The 21,383-nt window shown below is 61.0% G+C and carries 21 protein-coding genes; 3 read left to right on the top strand and 18 right to left on the bottom strand.

Annotated elements, in window-relative coordinates; translation table 11 throughout:
- Window positions 1-47 precede the first annotated feature (47 nt).
- Both RLW41_RS00660 and RLW41_RS00665 read right to left on the bottom strand, forming a co-directional pair.
- Complete coding sequence (locus RLW41_RS00660; RefSeq protein WP_414463089.1) at window positions 48-635, bottom strand: GDYXXLXY domain-containing protein; 588 nt, start codon at window positions 633-635, stop codon at window positions 48-50.
- Window positions 632-1,726: a DUF2157 domain-containing protein gene (locus tag RLW41_RS00665; protein ID WP_414463090.1), complete on the bottom strand. Its 1,095-nt coding sequence runs from the start codon at window positions 1,724-1,726 to the stop codon at window positions 632-634. Before RLW41_RS00665 ends, RLW41_RS00660 begins: the two co-directional genes overlap by 4 nt.
- 250 nt (window positions 1,727-1,976) lie before the next feature.
- Here RLW41_RS00665 and RLW41_RS00670 point away from each other — a divergent pair, with 250 nt between their 5' ends.
- Both RLW41_RS00670 and trmFO read left to right on the top strand, forming a co-directional pair.
- The gene (locus RLW41_RS00670; protein WP_414463091.1) at window positions 1,977-3,341 is read left to right on the top strand and encodes an Nramp family divalent metal transporter; all 1,365 of its coding nucleotides are present in this window, start codon (window positions 1,977-1,979) and stop codon (window positions 3,339-3,341) included.
- Between the two features lie 124 nt (window positions 3,342-3,465).
- The gene (gene trmFO / locus RLW41_RS00675; RefSeq protein ID WP_414463092.1) at window positions 3,466-4,899 is read left to right on the top strand and encodes a methylenetetrahydrofolate--tRNA-(uracil(54)-C(5))-methyltransferase (FADH(2)-oxidizing) TrmFO; all 1,434 of its coding nucleotides are present in this window, start codon (window positions 3,466-3,468) and stop codon (window positions 4,897-4,899) included.
- Between the two features lie 67 nt (window positions 4,900-4,966).
- Here the strand turns inward: trmFO and RLW41_RS00680 are convergent, their stop codons facing one another.
- The 6 genes from RLW41_RS00680 to yajC form a co-directional block, all read right to left on the bottom strand.
- Window positions 4,967-7,498 carry a hypothetical protein gene (locus tag RLW41_RS00680; RefSeq protein ID WP_414463093.1) on the bottom strand — a complete coding sequence of 844 codons (2,532 nt, stop codon included), beginning with the start codon at window positions 7,496-7,498 and terminating at the stop codon, window positions 4,967-4,969.
- A gap of 19 nt (window positions 7,499-7,517) precedes the next feature.
- Complete coding sequence (locus RLW41_RS00685) at window positions 7,518-8,351, bottom strand: squalene/phytoene synthase family protein (RefSeq protein WP_414463094.1); 834 nt, start codon at window positions 8,349-8,351, stop codon at window positions 7,518-7,520.
- Window positions 8,352-8,434: 83 nt separating this feature from the next.
- The gene (locus tag RLW41_RS00690; protein WP_013948290.1) at window positions 8,435-8,812 is read right to left on the bottom strand and encodes an Mth938-like domain-containing protein; all 378 of its coding nucleotides are present in this window, start codon (window positions 8,810-8,812) and stop codon (window positions 8,435-8,437) included.
- 24 nt (window positions 8,813-8,836) lie between these two features.
- Window positions 8,837-9,811 carry a protein translocase subunit SecF gene (gene secF, locus RLW41_RS00695; protein WP_414463095.1) on the bottom strand — a complete coding sequence of 325 codons (975 nt, stop codon included), beginning with the start codon at window positions 9,809-9,811 and terminating at the stop codon, window positions 8,837-8,839.
- A gap of 12 nt (window positions 9,812-9,823) precedes the next feature.
- Complete coding sequence (gene secD, locus RLW41_RS00700; protein WP_414463096.1) at window positions 9,824-11,446, bottom strand: protein translocase subunit SecD; 1,623 nt, start codon at window positions 11,444-11,446, stop codon at window positions 9,824-9,826.
- A 110-nt stretch (window positions 11,447-11,556) separates the two neighbouring features.
- Window positions 11,557-11,895 carry a preprotein translocase subunit YajC gene (yajC, locus tag RLW41_RS00705; RefSeq protein ID WP_013948293.1) on the bottom strand — a complete coding sequence of 113 codons (339 nt, stop codon included), beginning with the start codon at window positions 11,893-11,895 and terminating at the stop codon, window positions 11,557-11,559.
- Between the two features lie 225 nt (window positions 11,896-12,120).
- Between yajC and RLW41_RS00710 the strand changes: the two genes are divergently transcribed.
- Window positions 12,121-12,978 carry an ATP-binding protein gene (locus RLW41_RS00710; RefSeq protein WP_409560437.1) on the top strand — a complete coding sequence of 286 codons (858 nt, stop codon included), beginning with the start codon at window positions 12,121-12,123 and terminating at the stop codon, window positions 12,976-12,978.
- Window positions 12,979-13,151: 173 nt separating this feature from the next.
- Here the strand turns inward: RLW41_RS00710 and RLW41_RS00715 are convergent, their stop codons facing one another.
- The 10 genes from RLW41_RS00715 to scpB all read right to left on the bottom strand — a co-directional run bounded on the left by RLW41_RS00715 (window position 13,152) and on the right by scpB (window position 21,347).
- Window positions 13,152-14,564, bottom strand: a complete 1,413-nt coding sequence (locus RLW41_RS00715; protein WP_414463097.1) for a LysM peptidoglycan-binding domain-containing protein — start codon at window positions 14,562-14,564, stop codon at window positions 13,152-13,154.
- 482 nt (window positions 14,565-15,046) lie between these two features.
- Window positions 15,047-15,811, bottom strand: coding sequence for a 5'/3'-nucleotidase SurE (gene surE, locus RLW41_RS00720; protein WP_024276096.1), 765 nt, complete (start codon window positions 15,809-15,811; stop codon window positions 15,047-15,049).
- Window positions 15,812-15,814: 3 nt separating this feature from the next.
- Complete coding sequence (locus RLW41_RS00725) at window positions 15,815-16,060, bottom strand: hypothetical protein (protein WP_414463098.1); 246 nt, start codon at window positions 16,058-16,060, stop codon at window positions 15,815-15,817.
- An 18-nt stretch (window positions 16,061-16,078) separates the two neighbouring features.
- Window positions 16,079-17,482: a serine--tRNA ligase gene (serS, locus tag RLW41_RS00730; protein WP_414463099.1), complete on the bottom strand. Its 1,404-nt coding sequence runs from the start codon at window positions 17,480-17,482 to the stop codon at window positions 16,079-16,081.
- A gap of 487 nt (window positions 17,483-17,969) precedes the next feature.
- Window positions 17,970-18,125 (bottom strand): hypothetical protein, encoded by a 156-nt coding sequence (locus RLW41_RS00735; RefSeq protein ID WP_414463100.1) that lies wholly within the window; start codon window positions 18,123-18,125, stop codon window positions 17,970-17,972.
- A 217-nt stretch (window positions 18,126-18,342) separates the two neighbouring features.
- Window positions 18,343-18,468: a hypothetical protein gene (locus RLW41_RS00740; protein WP_414463101.1), complete on the bottom strand. Its 126-nt coding sequence runs from the start codon at window positions 18,466-18,468 to the stop codon at window positions 18,343-18,345.
- A 283-nt stretch (window positions 18,469-18,751) separates the two neighbouring features.
- Window positions 18,752-19,576, bottom strand: coding sequence for a twin-arginine translocase subunit TatC (tatC, locus tag RLW41_RS00745; protein WP_414463102.1), 825 nt, complete (start codon window positions 19,574-19,576; stop codon window positions 18,752-18,754).
- Window positions 19,577-19,580: 4 nt separating this feature from the next.
- The gene (gene tatB / locus RLW41_RS00750; protein WP_414463103.1) at window positions 19,581-20,024 is read right to left on the bottom strand and encodes a Sec-independent protein translocase protein TatB; all 444 of its coding nucleotides are present in this window, start codon (window positions 20,022-20,024) and stop codon (window positions 19,581-19,583) included.
- A gap of 47 nt (window positions 20,025-20,071) precedes the next feature.
- Window positions 20,072-20,278 carry a twin-arginine translocase TatA/TatE family subunit gene (locus RLW41_RS00755; protein WP_013948304.1) on the bottom strand — a complete coding sequence of 69 codons (207 nt, stop codon included), beginning with the start codon at window positions 20,276-20,278 and terminating at the stop codon, window positions 20,072-20,074.
- Between the two features lie 217 nt (window positions 20,279-20,495).
- Complete coding sequence (scpB, locus tag RLW41_RS00760) at window positions 20,496-21,347, bottom strand: SMC-Scp complex subunit ScpB (RefSeq protein ID WP_414463104.1); 852 nt, start codon at window positions 21,345-21,347, stop codon at window positions 20,496-20,498.
- Window positions 21,348-21,383 lie beyond the last annotated feature (36 nt).

Below are 21,383 nucleotides of genomic sequence, written 5' to 3' on the forward strand. Positions count from 1 at the left end.
ATGGATTGCCGGCGCCTCATAGCAGGCGCCCGCTCCGGCCAGAAGCCTCAAAGCAGCGGTGGGTCTTCGTGCCGCTCGCCGTCGATGACGAGACCTTTGAGCGCCGCGGTGCCGTCGGTGCCGACTGCGACGATCGCCTCGATTTTGTGGTCTCGGACCTTCTTTTCCAGATCGATGCCCGTACCTTCGGGCACGAAGTACTGCTCGATCCCGTAACGGACGCTGGCGTTGGTTTCAGGCGGGTTCTGGGTTGTCCAGGCCGATTGCACCCTGCCCTTCAGCACGAGATCTCCGGCCGCCAGTTTCGGCGGAAAAACGGTGCTGACGTGGCTGACCAGCCATCCACCTTCAGGCTTTGCCGACAGCGTCACGAAGACTTCGCCGCCCGGCACAAAGCCGGTGAATACAGGGTCGCTTGCGGTGGCCGAAGTCTTGATCTGGCTGATGTCGTAGCCGAGCGTCACGTAATCACCGCGGAAGATATCGCGGGGGTCGAGCGGCTGAACCGCCAAGGTCACCTCGCGGCCCGACTTCAAAAGCCGGTCGCGCTCGTGGATCATGTTGAAGAGCGCCGCCGATTGAAGAAGCGCGACGCCGCCAAGAAGCGGCCACATCCATTTGCCGGTGGCGATCATGCGGGCAGGCCTCCGGTCGTGCTTCTGCGGGCCAAGCGGAGTGCTGCATACGCGAGCGCCGCAACGATCAGGGCGGCAATCAAGAAGAAGAGCGAGGTGCCGAGAATCGAGCCCACGGTCTGGCCGTAGAGCGCCAGAATTTCAATTGAGAACGCGATGTATCCGAGCCAAAGCGCGCCGCGATTGCCCGTCGATAGCGCATGCGAAATGGCGGCGATCAGCAGTACGAGCGTGATAATCGCGAGCACGATGAGCCGCCCGACCGATGGACTTTCAAAAAATTGCAGTGCGAACAGCCCGGCGAAGGTGATGGCAATTGCATAGACGAATAAGGGCGCTACGATGTGTCCGAGATCGGGCCTGCTTTTTTCAAGGCCGACGAAACCCAGCGCTGCCAGTACGCCGATGATGGCGACGAGATCGTGCGAATGCCCGTGTCCCATCAGGTAGCCGAGCGACACGATGAAGACCGTCAGCGTCAGAGCAGACAGATGCAGCCCTGGCCACCAGCGCTGCCAAACGAACGCCATCGTCACCAAGCCCCAGCCGATCAAAAACGGCCAGTGCACGTCGCCGCTTGCCGAGACATGCATCGACGACCAGACACAGACGAGGATCATCGTCAGGGCCAGCGCCGGATTGGAGCGCAGCGCGACGCCCGATACGAGCGTTCCGATCCACCACAGCAGAAGGCCATCTAACGGGTCGCCTGCGATGTGGTACATCTGGCTGACGAGCATGATGCTGGCGCCGAACATACCCCCGGAAAACAGAACGGCCGCGTCTGCCAGGTAGGGTTGTCCGCGCGTGGCGAACCAACCGGCGAGGCCATAGCCTGCCCAGATCGACGCCAGCAGCAGCGCGAGGCGCGCTAGGCGCGGAACGTCCTCCCAGTGAGCCGCAACGAACGACAGCGCCGCAAAGCCGAACAGGACGCTCGCCAGAATTCCAAGCGCCGACGCCAAATTGAAGGCGTACGCACCGTTCTCAACGTCCGCAGCGATCGCCGCACGCCCTTCGGTGCTCAGCCAGCCGTTCGACTGCCAACGATCAAGATCGCGGAGAAGGCGTCTTTTGTAAGGGGACCACATTTCGTCTCTTCACCGGAGCGACATACGTTTTAGCTATGAGATTGAAGAGCACGCCGACAATCCGTTGACCAGAGTGCAGCGGTCTCGTGGTTGCCGGTCGTTGCGTGGCGCTCGCTGCAATTATCCGCAATTTCGCTCTTATTTTCAAATTTGTCACAGGATAGAGAGTTGTGCAGGCCTTGACGGGGCCACGCTTCTCGACCACTCTAGTTGCAAATGATTGTCATTTGCGACAGCAGCAGGATGGATCGTGGACGCCCGCGCAGAACCGACATCGACAGTATCTGAACGTCCCAATCAGGGAACATGGCGCAGTCCGGCTAAAGATCCATCCTTATCGGATGTTTTTCGCACTGTCCGTGTCTCAGACCACAACACCAGCTGGCGGCGCCTCGCGGCGTTTTTCGGCCCCGGCTACATGGTCGCCGTCGGGTACATGGATCCGGGCAATTGGGCGACTTCGATCGCAGGCGGCTCGAAATTCGGCTATGCCCTGCTTTTCGTTGCGCTGCTTTCGAACATCATGGCGATTGTTTTGCAGTCGTTGTGCGCGCGCCTTGCAATCGGCTCGGGGCGCGATCTCGCGCAGGCCTGCCGCGATGGCTATCCGCAGTGGGCGGCTTATCCGCTATGGCTGTTCGCAGAAATCGCCATCATCGCGACCGACGTAGCGGAAGTCATTGGTACGGCCATCGGCCTCAACCTGCTGTTCGGCATACCGCTCGAAATCGGCGTGCTGCTGACGGCGCTCGACGTTTTCGTCGTACTGTTGTTGCAGCGGCTCGGCTTTCGCTATCTCGAAGCTTTCATCATTACGATGCTGGGCGTCATCGCCATCTGCTTTGCGGTACAGATCGCCATGGCCGATCCGGAATGGGGCGCCGTGATTCGCGGCTTTGCGCCGACGACGGAAATTTTGAAAAACCCCGAGATGCTCTATCTCGCGCTCGGCATCATCGGCGCGACAGTAATGCCGCATAATCTCTATCTGCATTCCGCGATCGTGCAGACACGCGACTACGGCACGACGTCGGAGCAGAAGCATGAAGCCCTCAAGTTTGCGACGATCGACTCGACGCTGGCACTGTGTCTCGCGCTGCTCATCAATGCTTCGATCTTGATCCTCGCGGCGGCGGCGTTCTATACGGCCGGCAAGACAAACGTGGTCGAACTCAGCGAAGCGCAATCGCTGCTGCATCCCCTCCTCGGCTCGGCCATCGCGCCGACGCTGTTTGGCATCGCGCTGCTCTGTTGCGGTTTGAATTCGACCGTCACGGCAACGCTTGCCGGACAGACGGTAATGGAAGGTTTTCTGCACATCAGGCTGGCGCCCTGGGTGCGCCGGTTGATTACACGATCCGTCGCGCTGCTTCCGGCCGCAGGCGTGACGCTGCTCTACGGGGAAGCGGAGACGGGTAAACTTCTGATCCTGACACAGGTCGTCCTAAGCCTGCAGCTGCCGTTTGCCGTGATCCCGCTCGTGCAATTCACGGCGAGCCGCGGCAAGCTCGGCAACCTCGTTGCGCCGCGCTGGCTGACGGCCGTTGCCGTCGTGATTGCGGCCACCATCGTCATTCTCAACGCGAAGCTGGTTTACGACTATTTCATCGGCTAGTTGCGCGTGATTTGCCTTGCGCCGCGCCCACGCGTAAGAAGGCGCGTCAGGCTGACGATGCCGGGCTACCCCTGCCCCCCTTCGGCCGACGAACCCATCCTCATTCCACGTCCGAAGGACCGCCGTGCAGACCGTTCGCTCATCTGTTGTTCACGTTATTGGCGCCGGACTTGCCGGATCGGAAGCCGCCCATCAGATCGCAGCGACGGGCACGCCCGTCGTGCTGCACGAGATGCGGCCCGTGCGCTCGACCGAAGCCCATAAGACGGACGGCTTCGCCGAACTCGTCTGCTCGAACTCGTTCCGGTCGGACGATTGGGAAAACAATGCCGTCGGACTTTTACATGAAGAGCTTCGCCGCGCAGGCTCGCTCATCATGGCGGCAGCGGACATACACAAGCTGCCTGCTGGTGGCGCGCTGGCTGTCGATCGCGATGCATTTTCCGCGGAAGTCACGGCAAGGCTTTCGGCTAATCCGCTCGTCACCATCGAACGCGGCGAGATCGAAGGGTTGCCGCCGGAGGATTGGGAAAACGTCGTCATCGCCACGGGGCCGCTGACGTCGCCGTCACTCAGCGCAGCACTCGGCAAGCTGACCGGCGAAGACTCGCTTGCCTTCTTCGATGCCATCGCGCCGGTCATTCATCGCGATTCCATCGACACGTCGATTGCGTGGTTCCAGTCACGCTACGACAAGGCGGGACCGGCGGGCACGGGCGCCGACTATCTCAACTGTCCGATGTCGAAGGACGAATACAACGCCTTCGTCGATGCCCTGCTGGCGGGCGAAAAAACGGTCTTTAAAGAGTGGGAGGCTTCGACCCCCTACTTCGACGGCTGCCTGCCCGTCGAAGTGATGGCCGAGCGCGGACGCGATACGCTGCGCTATGGGCCGATGAAGCCGGTCGGGCTCGATGATCCGCGCACGGGGCGTTGGCCGTATGCCGTCGTACAGCTTCGGCAAGACAATGCGCTCGGCACGCTGTGGAACATGGTTGGCTTCCAGACCAAGCTGAAGCACGCCGAACAGGTGCGCATCTTCCGGATGATCCCCGGCCTGGAGAATGCCGAGTTTGCACGACTTGGCGGCCTGCATCGCAATACGTATCTCAATTCGCCGAAGCTTCTCGACCGCTCGCTGCGTCTCAAAGCGATGCCGAGGCTGCGCTTTGCGGGACAGGTGACCGGCGTCGAGGGATACATAGAGAGCGCCGCCATCGGCTTGCTCGCGGGGCGGTTCGCGGCAGCCGATGCAGTCGGCGTCGCCGCCGCTGCACCACCACCGACGACGGCGCTTGGGGCGCTCCTCGATCACATCACGGGCGGCCATCTTAGCGTTGATGACGGCGAGCGTGGCGCGGCGCGATCATTCCAGCCGATGAACATCAACTACGGCCTGCTGCCGGATCTCGACGCCAATCCGACACACGATAAGAGCGGACAGAAGCTCAAGGGACCGGAGCGCGGACGCGAGAAGAAGCGGCTCATGTCGCGACGAGCGCTTGCCGATCTCGCTCTGTGGCTTAGCGACGATGCGGCCGTGAAGAAGTCGGCGTAAAATCGTCTTCCTTACCGAAGCGAACCTGCCCCTGACCCCTCCCCGCAAGGGGGAATTGGCAGAGCCACTATTGGCCCGCCGGCGCGAACGGCTTCGGCGCGAACTCATCATCGGCGGCGGGCGCAGACGGAGTGGGCGGCGCAAGCGGCTTGCTTTCGACAGCAGCCGGAGGCGATTGCGAGACAGCGGGAGCTTGGCCCGCGGCGGGCGCGGCAACAGGTGGCAGCGTGCTCTCTGCGGGCGTCACAGTCGTCGCGACGGGAGCGGGTGCATTCGGCGGTGCCGCCGTTGGTGCCGCCGGGGCCGGAATGGCCGAGCGCCTCAGTTCGATGGTCTGGCCAGGCACTTCGGCCGGCGTCGCGGCGGCGGTGCTCGGTACCGTGATGCTTGGCGTGCCGATGCTCGGAGTGGTCGCGGGAGGGGGCTCGCTGCCCGGCGGCCCGGATGTCACGCCAATCGTTTCCATCGGTTTCGGCGTATCCTCGGGATCGGGTGCGCCGATGTCGTTATCGTCGAACGGCGCGGGTGCCGTCGCGGCCGGTGGAATTGCACCGGTGACCGCGCCTCCGCTGCCCGCAGGGCTTTTCGACAGGACCGATTTCACGTCGGGGATCTCGACGTTCGGCTCGGCAACGGGCGGTGCGGCGACAACTGGCGGCGGCACGGTATAGCCCGTTGCCGTCGCAGCGTCAGGACCGTCGCCGTATTTCGCGAGAATGGCCCTCGCCTTGTCCGCTACAGCGTCGGCGATGGCAGCCTGTCCTTCCGCGGTCGGATGGAAGGCGCCCGAATAGGTCGAGGCGAGGATCGCCTGGAAGGGCGCGAACGGTTCGATCTTCAGATAGTTCGTCAGGAAGCCGGCGGCGGCGTGGAAGTTGCCGGTCATGAAGGCATCGTTCGGCGTGCGGAACCAGCGCTGGCGGGCGGCATAGGGCCGATAGTCAGCCGGGTTGTAGGGCGTCCACATGCCATCTAGCTTGCGCGGAAGGCGTAGATCGTCGACTTCGCTGACGCCTTCGACGCTAAGGCCCGCGCAGATGCTGCGGCCGATGAAGTCGCGGCGATGCGTTTCGACGTAGGTCCAGCCGAACTCTTGTGCGCTATCCCGCATCTGACGATTGAGCTTGTCGGCGAACCACATCGCGAGCTTCAGCCTCGTCCGATCGAGCTGAAAATCAGGCACGACGTCCATGCCGGCATTGCCGCTGGCGCAGATCTGACTGCCGTCACCTTGCAGCGCGAGGCCCGGATATGCGACGAGCAAAATGCGATCGCTTTCCTCCCACGGCACGTAGAGCAGCGCGTGGATGGCTCGATTGAGCGCCTTATAGCGTGGCCCGAGATTTTGAAGCGCGGTCGAGATTTCGGCGTCGCTATGAATTTCACCGAGCCAGCCACCAAGCTCGCGCAGCAGGGACTCGTTGGAGAGCACCGTGTTCGCAAGAATGCGAGAGAAGCCGATGTCGTTGCCGCCTATGGAGAGCAATACGAGGTCGATCTTGCGCGCGGAATCCTGTGGACACTGATGCATGATCAGATCCTGTAGCTCCGGCACCGCGCCGTTCTGGTCGTAGGCTTCGGTGAGCTTGACCAACTGGGTTTTGCTCTTTCCGCATTGCGCTTCGGCGACGGCTGAAAGCTGCGAATAGCGTGGCGGGTTGGGCACCCATTCGTTGCCCTTGTAACGCAAGAAAAGGCCGTCCGTGATCTCGGCGCCGGCACAAGCGACGCCGACAAAGGTGACGGCGCGATGCGGGTCTTCGATGGCGAGCTGAAGCGACGTGCGAAGCTGCTCGGAATAGAGCGAGCGGTGACAGGCCTGGTCGAGCCAGCGGGCATTTTCCTTGATGAAGGCGGCGTCGCCCAACTCTTTCCACGGCCCGATACGAGCAGGATAGCCCGTCAAGCTGGCGTACATACCCAGCGTGCTGTAGTCGGCAGTTCGCTCGCGTGAGAAACGCACCGGCATATCGGGATTGCCCTCGCCCGATGCAAAGCTGTCGCCCATCCCGGCGATTAGAATGTCGCGCACCTTGATGTCGATCTGCGCGATCTGACGGCCACCGATTTCGACAGTCACCATTGCGCCGCCCGGATACGGCACAACGAAGCGCGCGGGCTCGCTGCACGGCTGCGTGATGGCATCCCCGCGCGGATTCTTGGTGTCGCCGCGAGGCGCCGACAGCCATGTGCACGACAGCATCGACGGGCTGTCGATGCCGGAAATTTTGGCGATGACGGCATGATGCGTCGGATTGATGTAATCGTCGTAGGCTTTGCACTTGAAGCGGTTGTTGCTCCAGCAGGTCTTGTCGAACATCGACGCGGCCCAGCCGTCGCGATCGTCTCGCTGAAGGGAATGCTCTTCTGAGAGGATCGGCGTCGTTTTTTCGCGCGGTCCCAATGAACGGTAGGTCTCGCGATGGGCGTTGGTGTCGTTTGGGTCGATGAAGAAGCGGAACGGGTTTTCGATACGCCACGTAATCGTAGGTGCAGCCTCGGCGCGGCCCGGCATTGCAAGTCCTGCAATGAAGCAAGCCAGCGGAAGGAACAGCCCCGCTGCGATCGCTCGCAGCCCCCGTTTCAACATCGATGCCATCAGCCCTCTTCGTCGGCCGTCAAATGCCGCCGGACCACTGCGCGCGTGCGATACGCCACAATCGAGCCATCGGCGCGACGTCCACGATTTCGCGCGCCGGCTCATGCCGAGGCCTTTGCAAAGCGCGAAAATAGGGCTCGACGAGGGCAAGCGGCAAAAGCGCGGTCGTAAATAGCCTTGGTTTGCCCGTGAGATGACGCCGCACGTCGGCAAGTCCGCGCCTGCCTTCTGCCGCCATCCAGGCGATTTGCGGACGCCAGTCGGTCACCTCTTTTTGATCATAAGGGTTCGGCGATCTGGGCATCGGCAGGGGCGCGCGGCCGTGCATCAGTGCATAGGGCAGTTCGATCCCGAGCCGGGCAAAGCCCGACGCGCGGGCGGCGGCATCAACGAGCGCCTCATCAAGGTCAACGCCAAGGATCGCGCCCGCGAGTAAAAACGGCGTGCCGTCGATGATGCGTAGGCGGGCGATGAGATCCTGGTCGGACGCCGGTTGCTCCGCGTAGAGCGCATCTGCATGGGCCTCCAGATAGCTCTCAATCCGCCCTAGCGACAGGGAGCGGTGGCGGATGACCTCGGCGAAGGCGTCGAGAACGGGATTGCCGGAACGGCCGCTCTCGCCGCGGCTAAGAAAGGCGTCGCGCCACCACGCAACACGGATTTCGCCGAGCATAGCTTCGCTCACCTGACGCGAGATGCGCTCGATTTCGCCGGTGAAGGCTGCGAGCGCGATCAAGTCATCGCGGGCGGCAGCAGGCGCAAAAAGCGCCGCATAGAAGCGGTCGGGCGCGTGGGTGCGGGCGCTCGTGCGCACCGTGTCGAAGGATGCTGTCGTTGCTACGGCGTCGGTCACGCGGTTGCTTCCGCTCGATGGAGACTACGGGGCGTAAATAGCATCCTGACTCAATCTCTGCGCGGCCGGATGATGGAGACGTCTCAGGGAACGGCGATCAGGGCTGCTGCAATTGGGCGTTTTTCGGCGATCAGAATGTTGTAGGTGCGGGCCGCTGCCCCTGTCGACATCGGCTCCAGACCGATGCCCGCTTTGGCGAACGCTTCGTAGATTTCCGGTTTGGGCCAGAGCTGCTTTTCGCCCGTGCCGAACAGCACGGTGATCGGCGGTTCGACAAGATTCAGAAGGAATGCAATATCGCCGTCGGTCAGCGCATCGACGCTTGTCGCAGGCCATGCCCAGACACCCGACGGCAGACACAGGACTGAGCCGCGATGGCTCATGTCGGCGAACCGGAAGCCGCCGTTGCCATACGCGGTTATCGGCGTCTCGTAGGGATAGCGGGCGACGTCGCGAGTCATGACGGCGCCGCCCTACATTCGAGCTTAGGCCTTTGCCTTCGATTTCGTCGTAGCCATCGCCTTTGCGGCAGCATCGCTCCAGTCACGCTTGACGCCAAGGTAGCCCAATAGCGGCGCGGCGATGAAGATCGACGAATAGGTGCCAATCACGACGCCCAAGAGCATAGCAAGGTTGAAGCTGCGTATCACCTCGCCGCCGAAAATATAGAGAGAAAGCAACACTGCGACCGCAGTGGCACCCGTCAGGATCGTGCGCGACAGCGTCTCGTTGATCGAGAGATTCAGAAGCTCGTTGAGATCCATCTTCTTATACTTGCGCAGGTTTTCGCGGATGCGGTCCGAGACGACGACGGTGTCATTCACCGAATAGCCGAGAATGGTCAGAAGCGCGGCCACCGTCGACAGATCGAATTCGAACCGGAACAGCGAAAATATGCCCGCCGTGACCAGCACGTCGTGAGTCAACGCGACCACGGCGCCGAGTGCGAACTGCCATTCGAACCGGAACCAGACATAAGCGACGATAGCGAGAATGCCTGCCGCAACGGCGATGAAGCCGGTCATCCGCAGTTCGCTCGAAACGGCGGGACCGACGACTTCGACACGCCTCTGCACGTAGTCGGCATCCGTCGCCGCAGTCACCTTTTTCAGGGCTTCCTGCTGAGCGGCTTCGCCGCCGGGCTGCTCTTCGAGGCGGACGAGAACGTCGTCAGGTGTACCGAATTCCTGAATCTGCACGTTGCCGAGGCCGAGGCCATTAAGCTTTTCGCGCAGTGCGCTGATATCGGCTTTACCCGACTTCGTTTTGAGCTCGACAAGAGAGCCGCCCTTGAAGTCCACGCCATAGTTCAAGCCAAGCGTCATGCAGAGCGCCAGGGAGATCAGCATGGCGATGATCGACGCCGCGAGCGCCGGGCCCTTGAACTTCATGAAGGGCAAGCGAAGGTCGTGCGGGAAGAAGTCGACGCCCTTGAAGACGGGAATGAGTTTCATCAACACGGAAGGCGTCTCCTAGACCGGAACGGTCTGAATGCGGCCCTTGGGCTGGGCCCTGAGCCAGAACCAGATGAGCATTCGCACGACCGTCACAGACGCGAAGATCGAAGTCAGAATGCCGATTGTGAGCGTGACGGCGAAGCCGCGGATCGGACCGGAGCCGAGCCAGAACATGATGATGGCGCAAGCCAGCGTCGTCAGCTGACTATCGGCGATCGTCACGAAGGCGCGCTGGAAGCCGGCGTCGATGCCTGCAACCGGCGTCTTGCCGGTGCGCAGTTCTTCGCGGATACGCTCATAGATCAGAACGTTAGCGTCGACAGCCATCGCGACGCCAAGAACGAGACCAGCGATGCCGGGCAACGTCAGCGTCGAACCGATGAGCGTCATCAAAGCCACCGTCATGATCAAATGCACGATGAGGCCGACACAGGCAAAAATGCCGAACGTCCCATACGCAAGAATGGTCAGGACGACGACAGCGATGCCGCCAATCGTGCCGGCCAGCTTACCGTCGGCGATGGAGTCAGCGCCGAGCGACGGGCCGACCGTACGTTCTTCGACGATGGTCAACTTCGTGGGCAGCGAACCCGAGCGGAGCTGAACGGCGAGACGGGTCGAACTTTCGACGGTGAAGTTACCGGAAATCTGGCCGGAACCACCGAGAATCGGCTCGCGGATGACAGGCGCAGAGAGAACCTTGTCGTCGAGCACGATGGCGAACGGACGGCCGACATTGTCTTTCGTGAAGTTCGCAAACTTACGCGCGCCAACCTGATTGAAGCGGAAGTTGATGACGGGTTCGCCGGTGCGGCTGTCGAAGCCCGGCTGGGCGTCGGCGAGGTCTTCACCCTGCACCACCGGCGTTTCGCGCAACAAATAGGAACGCGGACCGCCGTCGTCCTTGTCGGCGGGATAAATCTTGTAGCCCGTCGGAATGCTGGTCTGCTGGGCTTCGTCAGCGGACATCGACGGATTGACTTCGTGGAACGTCAGCTTCGCAGTTTCACCGATGAGCGCTTTCAGTTCTTTGGTGTCTTTCAGACCGGGGAACTGGATCAAAATACGATCGGTACCCTGGCGGACGATGGTCGATTCCGAGGTGCCGAGATTGTTGACGCGACGGTTGATCGTTTCGATCGACGCAGCGGCAGCATTCGAAAGGCGGGCGCGCAAACCGGCTTCGGTCGGCTTGATAATGATCGTGCCGGGATCGCTGCCTTCGCTGACATCAACATCGTAGCCGCCGGTTCCGAGCACGGCGCTGCCGATCGTCTGGCGGACCTTGTAGAGTTCCTTGATCGCCTTGTCGCGCTCGTCAGGCTTTGCAAGCTTCACGACGAGCTGTGAACCCTGAGCGCCAATGCCGGTGAACCCGATACGCGCGTCACGCAGCACTTTGCGCGATTCATCCCGGAGATTGTTCAGCCAATCTTTCTTAATTTCGTTCTGATCCATCTCAAGCAGCAAGTGCGCGCCGCCTTGCAGGTCAAGGCCGAGAGGCATCTGCTTATGCGGGATATACCAGGGCCACGACGCAACCGTCTCTTTCGAGAAGAGGTTCGGCATCGCGACCAAGATCCCGGCGAGACAGGTCAGCAGGATGAGAAAAACTTTGGTGCGGGTAAAGTGCAGCATCGGAAACGGATCTCGTGCATTAGGCGATGTGCGGATCAACAGCCGCACACCGGGCGCATCCTACTTTTCGCACACGGACCGATCGCGATCACGTTGCGACTTTGACAGATTTAGCCTTCTTTGACGGGTTCGCCTTTGGAGCGCACTTCCATCAATGTGCTCTTCACGATGCGGACTTTTAGGTTGTCTGCGAGCTCGACTTCGATCTCGTCGCTGGTGTCGGAGACCTTGATCACCTTGCCCACCATACCGCCGGACGTAACGACGGTGTCGCCGCGACGGACGGCATTCAGGCGTTCGCGGAGCTGCTTGGCACGCTGCGACTGAGGGCGGATCAACAGGAAGTAGAAGATCGCCAGCATCAGGAGCATGGGGATCAGAAGTCCGCCAAGCGGATCCATGGCACTTGAAGCGCCTGCGGCTTGTGCGAACGCGGGAGTCGTAAACATTGCGAAGGAACGTCCTCTTGATGCGATTGAAATAAGCACTGCCGCCCCGAAACCCAATGGGCCGGGGGAAAGAGCCCCTCAAATTCGGGCGGACTATAGTGGTCCGAGGCCCATTTGCAACCACACAAACCCCGGCAAAATGGCGTTGGCACGGCCTTTCATAGTGATTAAACACGGTTTTTCCGGCCACTAGCGAGCCGGGTTTTCGCCTTTCTGGATTTCCTGATGTCTGATGCCGACGCCTACCGCCCGCTTCTGGAGCGAATTGCAGATGCCCTGGAACGATTGAGCCCGCCACCGCTGCGCGCCGTCAGCTTCGATGCCGCCGACGCGTTCATCTGGCAGGCCGAGAGCAACAGTTTCGAGCCGGTGCCGGAGGTTAGCGGCGTGCCGCTTAAGCTGTTGAAAGGCATCGACCGGACGGCAGGCATCCTGCTCGACAACACCCGTCGGTTCGCGGCCGGATTTCCTGCCAACAACGCGCTGCTCTGGGGGGCGCGTGGCATGGGCAAATCGAGCCTCGTCAAGGCCGCCCATGCGGATGCTCTCGCCATCAGCGGCGGTTTGAAGCTTGTTGAGATTCACCGCGAAGATATCGCCTCGCTGCCGAGGTGCCTGTCTCTGCTCAAGGCGGCGGCCCCTCTCCGGTTCATCGTGTTCTGCGATGACCTGTCGTTCGATCACGACGACACGAGCTACAAGTCGCTTAAGGCCGTGCTCGATGGCGGTATCGAGGGCCGTCCGAAAAACGTGCTGTTCTATGCGACGTCGAACCGGCGGCACCTGATGCCGCGCGATATGATCGACAACGAGCGGGCGACGGCGATCAATCCAGGCGAGGCGACGGAAGAGAAAGTCTCGCTGTCTGATCGTTTCGGGCTTTGGCTCGGATTCCACAACGCGAGCCAGGACGATTACCTCGCGATGGTGCGCGCCTATGTCGAGCATTTCGGCATCAAAGTGAGCGACGCAGAACTCGAACGCGATGCGCTCGAATGGGCGACGACGCGCGGTGCACGCTCGGGCCGTGTCGCCTGGCAATACGTGCAGGATTTGGCAGGCCGGAATAAGACTTCTATTTAGTTGGCGCTCGTTAGTTGGCGCTCGGCGACACGCGTTCCGCGCGCCGGCCGCCGAGCGCAGACTATGCAGCAGCGGAGTCGCCAGCGCCAATCAATAAAGAGAGCCGGATCTTGCGACCCGGCCCCCATGCTTCCCTCTGTGCCAGCGCGTTGCCCCCGCGCTAGATCGTGGCGTCAAAGCTTTTCAAGATACGGTATCGGATCAACCGGCCTCGAACCTTGACGCAATTCAAAATGCAGCTGCGGCCGATCAACCGAACCGGTCTTGCCGGCTTTCGCGATGACCTGTCCGCGCCTGACCTTGTCGCCGCGCTTCACGAGAAGCTCATCGTTATGGGCATAGGCCGTCACCCAGCCGTTGTCGTGACGAAGCAGAACGAGATTGCCGTAGCCCTTGAGCTCGCTGCCGGCGTAGGCGACGACGCCAGACTCTGCAGCATGAACATCCGTTCCGAGCGGCACTTGGAGATTGATGCCGTCGTTATGCGTGCCGTCCGGCCGGCTGCCGAAACCAGCAATGATCTTGCCGCTCGCGGGCCACCGCAGTTTGACGCTATCGACGGTCGCCGGGCCGGATGACGGCGGCGGAGCTGCGATGGCGACCTTCTGCTCGGGCGCAACGGGTTGCGCAGCTGCTTCGGGCTTGCGCTCAGGCGGCGACGGCTGCACGGGCGGTACGACTGGAGATGCGTCGTTCGTCTGGTTCGAGAGCGACGCGACGCGCTTCTCGCCATTGATGATCGTCGGCTGCGTCGTCGTCGCCTCGCCATAGCGCTGCGGTTCGGATGGTTGCGCATCGGCAATCGGCGGAAGTGGCGCAGTCGCCTCAGGTTGCCTCGGCGCGGCAGGCGGCAGAGGCGGCGCCGGCGGCGTGTTGGCGGCTATGCGTGCCGGTGCTTCGTTGCCGCCGCGCCCCGGAATGCGCAAGACAGTGCCGGGCTTTACGCGACGCGGGTCGCTGATGCCGTTGACCTGCTGCAGCTCGGAAAATTTCACGCCGTGCGCACGGGAGATCCCATAGAGAGAGTCACCCGGCTGCACCGTGTAGCTCGCATTGTAGCGGACGGCGACGTCGGGCGTCGCCTGGGCAAGCGGAACGGGTGCCGGACGCGCAGCTTCGACCGCCGCGCTCGCGGCAGCAGCGCTCGAGCGCGGTGTGTAACCGCCGCCATCGGCAGCCGGAAGATAGAGCTTCTGGCCCGGATGAATGTTCGGATTGTTCAGATTGTTGAGTGTCGTCAGCTCCGCCAGAGAGACGTGATGGCGACGTGACAGACCGTAAAGCGTGTCGCCGGGTTGCACCTCAATAGCTTCGCCCTTGGCAATCGGAGCGCCGTGCGACGGCACGTTGGCGCTGCGCGGCTGGATAGACGGCTTCGCGTTGTAGGTCGGCTGGCGATAGGCAGGCTGTTGATATGCCGGCTGCTGATACGTCGGTTGACGATACGCTGGCGGCGGCGCGTAAGAGCGGTCGTTGTTCGCATCAGGAAGAGCAGCAACCTGCACGGACGAAGCGCCTGCGCCATAAGGGCCGCGCGGCGTCGAACCTTCGACGGGTTGGTTATCGCTAAGTGAATTACTGTACACGGATTCTCTCGGCGCCGGATTGCTGCCGGTTTCCGGAGGATCGTTAAGGGCAAATGACGTACTGTCGAAGCGCGTGATATCCGCGCTGCAACCGGCCATGGAAATGCTTGCGAATATTAGAGAAAAAGCCGTCGCGGACTTGAGGCACAAGCGACCGCACTGGCCAACGCCAAAACAACTCATCATGGTACGCACCTCTACTCGCACCATCTATTAACCTTTAACCGGTTAACAGGCGGTAAACACCGCCGCGCGATTTTAAATCGATGCCCCGAGTTGTCGTGTCGTGCTGAGAACCATCCGCCCCTGCCCCACAGAGTGAACGGTCCATTTGGAGAAGTCGAAGACGTCGGAACCGATGCGTTGCACACCGCTTCCGAGTTTTCTCTGCTTAGATGACAATTGCGCTCACTTCGCGGAAGGATTTCGTCAAACCCGCGGCTTTTGCGCTTGAAGTGGTATCGCCGCGGGCGACGAGCGCCTTAGGCCAGCTTGCCCTTCAGCGCGTCCAACGCACGATATTCGGTGAGATCAATGCTCAGCGGTGTGACGGAAATTTTGCCTTCGGCAATCGCGGCAATATCAGTTCCGGGAACGAGCGTCGACATGCGGCGCTCGAAACCGAACCAGAAGTACGGTGTGCCCCAGGGGTCTATCCGGCTGTCGATATCGAGCAGCCCCTGATCGCGTACGCCCTGCGAAGTGACGGCCACGCCCTTGATTTCATCGGGGGCGGCGTCCGGAAAGTTGATGTTGATGAGCGTCTTTGGATCCCACTTTTCATCAAGAAGCTTCCGGATCAGCGACGGCGCGTGAGCAAGCGGCGTATCCCATAGCGCGCGGCGGGCGCCTTCTTCGAAGCCCATCATCAGCGACAGCGCGATCGAGGGGATGCCAAGAATGGCACCTTCCATCGCAGCAGCGACAGTGCCCGAATAGGTCACATCCTCGGCGAGATTCGAGCCGTGATTGACGCCGGACAGAATGAGATCCGGCGGCTGATCGAGCAAGATATGACGAACGGCCATGATCACGCAGTCGGTCGGCGTACCGGTGATTGCGTGCGTGCGCTCGTCGAGTTTGCGCAGACGCAGCGGCGTGTGCAGCGTCATCGAGTGCGCCGTGCCGGATTGATTTGTCTCCGGCGCAACCGTCCAAACATCGGGCGAAATTCCCAGCGCGATCGCTTTTAGAATTTCAAGCCCGTGAGCGTTGATGCCGTCGTCGTTGGTGATGAGGATACGCATTGTTCAGCCGATGATCTCGCCCTTTGAATTCACGCGAAGCGGAGTTCCACGTTCATGCCGTGCACCTTCCTCGCTTGCGCCTGTAGCACGGACGCTGGATGGATGGAGACACCAGACCCGCTCTCGTTCATACACGAAGACGCCAATTTGCTCAGGCGACACTTCGCCGATGACATAGCCCTCAAGGCCGCGAATGTCTTCGTCATCAACATCCTGATTGACGACAACAATGTCGTAAGGGCGAAGCACTCGTCGGTCCTCAGAGAACTACGCTTTCTGGATCTGCGCCAATCCGCCCATATAGGGGAGAAGTGCATCGGGAATGACAACGGTGCCGTCGGCCTGCTGGTAGTTTTCGAGCACGGCGATCAGCGTGCGCCCGACCGCGAGACCCGAGCCGTTGAGCGTGTTGGGGTACACCGGCTTGCCACCGTCTTTCGGTCGATAGCGCGCGTCCATGCGCCGGGCCTGGAAGTCACCGCAAACAGAGCACGATGAAATTTCGCGGTACGCGTTCTGGCCCGGCAGCCATACTTCGATATCGTACGTCTTCTGCGAAGCAAAGCCCATGTCGCCCGTGCACAGAAGCATGGTGCGAAACGGAAGGCCGAGGCGCTTCAAAACTTCCTCAGCGCAGGACGTCATGCGCTCGTGTTCTTCGAGCGCCGTCTCCGGCGTGACGACGGAAACAAGCTCGACCTTGGAGAACTGATGCTGGCGGATCATGCCGCGCGTATCGCGTCCGGCTGCGCCTGCTTCCGAGCGGAAGCACGGCGTCCATGCCGTCATGCGCATCGGCAATTGGGCTTCGTCGAGGATCTGCTCGCGGACGAGGTTCGTCAGAGAAATTTCTGCTGTCGGGATGAGCCAGTAGCGTTGCTTTTCAATCATGTCCGCGATCAGTTCGATGCGGTACGACAGCGGTTGACGACCCGCATCCGATTGGGCTTTTGCCTCTCTGGAAAGCTGGACTAGCTGCTGTTTGAGTTCGTTTGAGCCACCCGTGGCAAAAAACAGGTCGTCTGCGAACTTCGGCAGGTTGCCGGTACCGTAGGCGGCCTGATCTTTCACGAGCAGCGGCGGGTTGACTTCAGTGTAGCCGAATTGGCCCGTGTGCAGATCGAGCATGAAGCTCGCGATGGCGCGCTCCAATCGCGCGAGTGCGCCCTTCAGTACGACGAAACGCGCGCCGGAAATTTTCTGCGCGGCTTCGAAGTCCATGAGGCCCAGCGCCTCGCCGATTTCGAAGTGCTGCTTCGGCGCGAAATCGAATGTGCCGGGCGTGCCGACCTTGCGAACTTCGACATTGCCCGTTTCGTCCGTGCCGTAGGGAACGTCAGCGCGCGGTGTATTGGGAATAACGGAGAGGACATCGCGGATCTCAGCATCGAGAACGCGTTCTTCTTCTTCACCGCTGGCGATCGTATCCTTGAGTGCGGCGACCTCTGCCATCAACCGCGAGGCTGTGGCATCGTCCTTGGCGGCTTTCGCCTTACCGATTTCCTTGGAGGCGGCGTTGCGCTGCGACTGGGCTTCCTGGAGCGATGTCAGCAGTGCGCGGCGCTTATCGTCGAGCGCAATGATGCGCCCGGCTTGCGGTTCGAGCCCACGGCGACGCAGACCCTCATCGAAAGTCTCGGCGTTATCTCTGATCCACTTGATGTCGAACACGGGCGGCCCCTTCACGGTCGTAACTGTGGGGCCGTCCTATACGATGCGCTGCACCCGGTCCAGTCCGGGACAATCGGATGGCGTCCGTTTTTCGGGCGCCATCCAATTTCAACAATTTATCGGCAGTCCCAGACGCCGTGCGGCGTGGGCTGGCTCGAAGTGCATGAGGCCTGATCGCCAGCCGAAGCCGCAAATGCGACGGTGGCTGGCGCGGCGCTGATGGACAGTGCAAAGACTGCAACGGCGATTTTCAAAGCTTTAGACATGTGCGTGGTCCTTTGAGTTGACGTTAGTCTCAAACGTTCGAACGCCTCGCAGTCCTTTCACACTCGCAAGTCACGCTCCCCGCCGACGGCCAATCTCAAAAGATCGGCGTACAGCATCATTTTTACTTTTTGGGAGCGTCCCTCGCGTCTTTGTCGCGCGATTGGATCACTGCAATGTCTTCGAACTTATGGTGTCCACGCACCATCATTCCGCGGGACGATTAACGGCAGTCCCAGATGCCGTGAGGCGTATATTCGTGGTTCTCGCACGCCTGATACGTACCGTTTCCGCCCGTAGCGGCGAACGCCATCGTCGCCGGGGTGGCGCTGACGAGAAACGCGAGCGCAGCAAATGTTGCTTTGAATGTTTTGGTCATTGGTATTGTTCCTTAGTAGTGGCCTTTGGCTCTAGCCATTCGAATTAGCTTCAATCGCCGAACATCTCGCGGCCGATCCTCGTAACTTGCCACGCTCAGCGACAAGTCAAACTTCGTGCCGCAGCAGGATTTCGTTTCCTGCTGCTGCAATGTTTCTGTTGTCGGGCGGAGAGTTTCGTATCGCGGTGACGGCGGCGGTCGCCATCAAACGCAAAGCTTAACGGCAGTGCGTGTAGGCGTGATCCTGACAGACCTGGTTTGATTCATAGCTCGCGAAAGCGAGGTTGCTCGAAGCTGCAGTCAGTCCAGCGACTGCAACAAAAACCTTGAGAAATGCGGACATCGGATTGCTCCTCGATATTCTGTTCGTTGTCTTAGCGACGTCATCTTGGCGACCGCTCTTGCAGACATGTACGCATTGTCATCTCGATCCGTTAGGCTCGGATTTCGAGATCGCACGACAGGTTTTGGTGCTGACTTGAATAGGAGATATGCCTTGTTCTGTTGATCCAGAACAAGGCGCTCAGCATCCCCCGTTTCATCGCGGGATGCGCACGCTTCGAGATTGCGCAGCGAGCGCGCATCGCAGCCATGACGGCGCATAAACCGTCATGAGCGAATAGGAGCTATGCGTCGGATTTGGCCTTGGCCTGCTGCCTCTCGACGAAGCGCACGGCGAGGATTGAAGCTTCGTAAAGCCCGATCGTCGGGAAAGCCATGATGCACATGCTGAGTGCGTCGGGCGGTGTCAGAAGCGCGGCCGCTGCGAATATCCCGACGATTGCGTAGCGCCGTCCGGCAGCAAGAGCCTGAGACGTGACGATGCCGGTGCGCGCCAACAGGGTTAAGACAACCGGCAGCTGGAACACCAACCCGAAGCCGAAAATCAGCGTCATGATGAGCGACAGATATTCGGAGACTTTCGGAAGCAATTCGATCTCGGGCGTGCCCGGCCCGGATGTGTGCGTCAGGCCGATCGAGAACTTGATGATGACCGGCATCGCGACGAAGTAGACCATCATCGCGCCAAGCAGAAACAGTACCGGGGTTGCGATGAGATACGGTAGGAAGGCGCGGCGCTCGTTCTTGTAGAGGCCGGGCGCGACGAACTTGTAGACCTGCGTGGCGATGACGGGAAACGACAGGAACGCCGCGCCGAACATGGCGAGCTTCACCTGCGTCATGATCTGTTCGAGGAAGTGCGTCGCGATGAGCTTTACGTGATCGTTGCCGGACGCCCACATGTAGGGCCAGACGAGCACGTTGTAGATGTGGCCCGCAACCGAGAAGCAGATGAAGAACATCACGACAAAGGCGCCGAGCGCGTAGATCAGACGCTGGCGCAGTTCGATCAGATGATCGAGCAGCGGCGCTTTGCTGGCGTCGATTTCATCCTGACCGTCGCGCAGCGCTTCGGTCTCGAAGCCGGATGTCGGCAGCCGTTCCTGCATGACGTCAGGACTCCGCTTTTACGGCGGCTTGCCGTGCTTCTGCGGCCGCCATCTCAGAGGGCGATGCGGGCATCGGCGGCGATGGAAGGGGAGTCATCTGCGGAGCAGTGGTGTCGGGCTGAATGGCAGGAGCTGCGGCGCTGGCAGATATCGGCGCGGCTGGCGCTTCGATCTTCGCGGCGGACGCCGCATCGTTGATCGTGCTCTTGACCTTCATGACTTCGGAATTGATCGAGCTTTGCATTTGCTCGACTTCCTTGCGCATCGAATCAAGCTCAGCTTCACGCATCGCGGCGTCGAACTGAGCTTTGAAGTCGTTCGCGTGCCGACGCACCATCCCGGCGTAGCGGCCGAGGGTGCGCAAGAAGACCGGCAATTCCTTGGGACCAACGAAAACCAGCGTCACGATCCCGAGGATCAGAAGCTCGCTCCAGCTGATGTCAAACATCGAGCAACCCTGTCGAGATCAGCCGCAACGCTGCGAGCCTGAAGCGGTCACCCGACCTTCGAACGGTCCGGATTGGTTGCTTCGTTTTCGATCGTCCGCGGCATGGGCTTAGGCTCATCGTCCTCGGCCATCCCCTTCTTGAAGCTCTTGATGCCCTTGGCAACGTCGCCCATCAACTCGGAAATCTTGCCGCGGCCGAACAGCAGCAGGGCAATGATCAAGAGCAAAAGAATGTGTTGCGCGCTGAAACCCATCGTAAGACCTTTCGGCGGCAGCCTGGAGTTGATGGAAGGCTGCTGCTCAACGTATTTAAGGCTTTATCGCAGAACCTCCAAGGCGCGGCAAGGTTCGCATCGCCTCACCGCGGCTCAGGGAGCTCAGGCGAAATGCCAAGGTTCGCTCGAATTGCTGTGGATTTGGCCATTTGCGGCGCCGCTCGGCGCAAATTAATGAAAAGTAATTTTCGCCGGATTACTTTTCGCTGTCGTCAGGCGCCTGAGCTTCGGTCTGGCCATCGGTCTCAGGCTCATCCGCCTCGTCGAGCGCGAGTTCTTCCTGCTCCTCCTCGTCGCCATCGTCGGTCAGTGGAAGTTCGTCCGGCATCAGGGCGGCAACGTCGGTCGGCGACGGCACCGTGAAGCCGGGCGGCAGGTTGGCATCGAGCAGGCCCGATGCCTTGAGATCGGCAAGACCCGGTAGATCCTTGATGCTGTCCATGCCGAAGTGGACCAGGAATTCCTCGGTCGTTCCATAGGTCAGCGGACGCCCAGGAGCGCGACGGCGGCCACGCGGGCGAATCCAGCCCGTCTCCATTAGGACGTCCAGCGTTCCGGGCGACGTTGAGACGCCGCGAATTTCCTCGATCTCGGCGCGCGTTACCGGCTGGTGGTAGGCGACGATCGCCAGCGTTTCGAGGGCGGCCCTGGAAAGCTTGCGCTCATCCTTCTGCTGGCGTTCGAGCAGAAAGGAAAGGTCATCCGCCGTGCGGAACTGCCAGCGCCCGGCGACGCGCACAAGATTGACGCCGCGATCGCAGTATTCGGCCTGTAATTCGGTCAGCAGCGCGTTGACGTCGTCATCACCATCGAGGCCACGCAGGAGTGCTTTGACATCGAGAGGTTCGGAAGCTGCAAACAGCATGGCTTCGAGCCGGCGAAGCTTTTCGCGATTGCGGCTTTGCACCTCCGGCGCGTCCACCTTCTCCGGATCGCTCAAAGCGGTAGGCGGAGCGTCAGCGCGCGTCTCTGACGATGCGCCGCTCGCGGGCGTTTCTTTCTTCTCGCGGGTATTGTCCGACACCAATGTCAGTCTCGGCGGAACCATGGCTTTATCAGCCCCCTTATAACGATCTTTGCGGCG

Origin of the sequence: Hyphomicrobium sp. DY-1, assembly GCF_047497105.1 — a bacterium.
Taxonomy (GTDB): domain Bacteria; phylum Pseudomonadota; class Alphaproteobacteria; order Rhizobiales; family Hyphomicrobiaceae; genus Hyphomicrobium_B.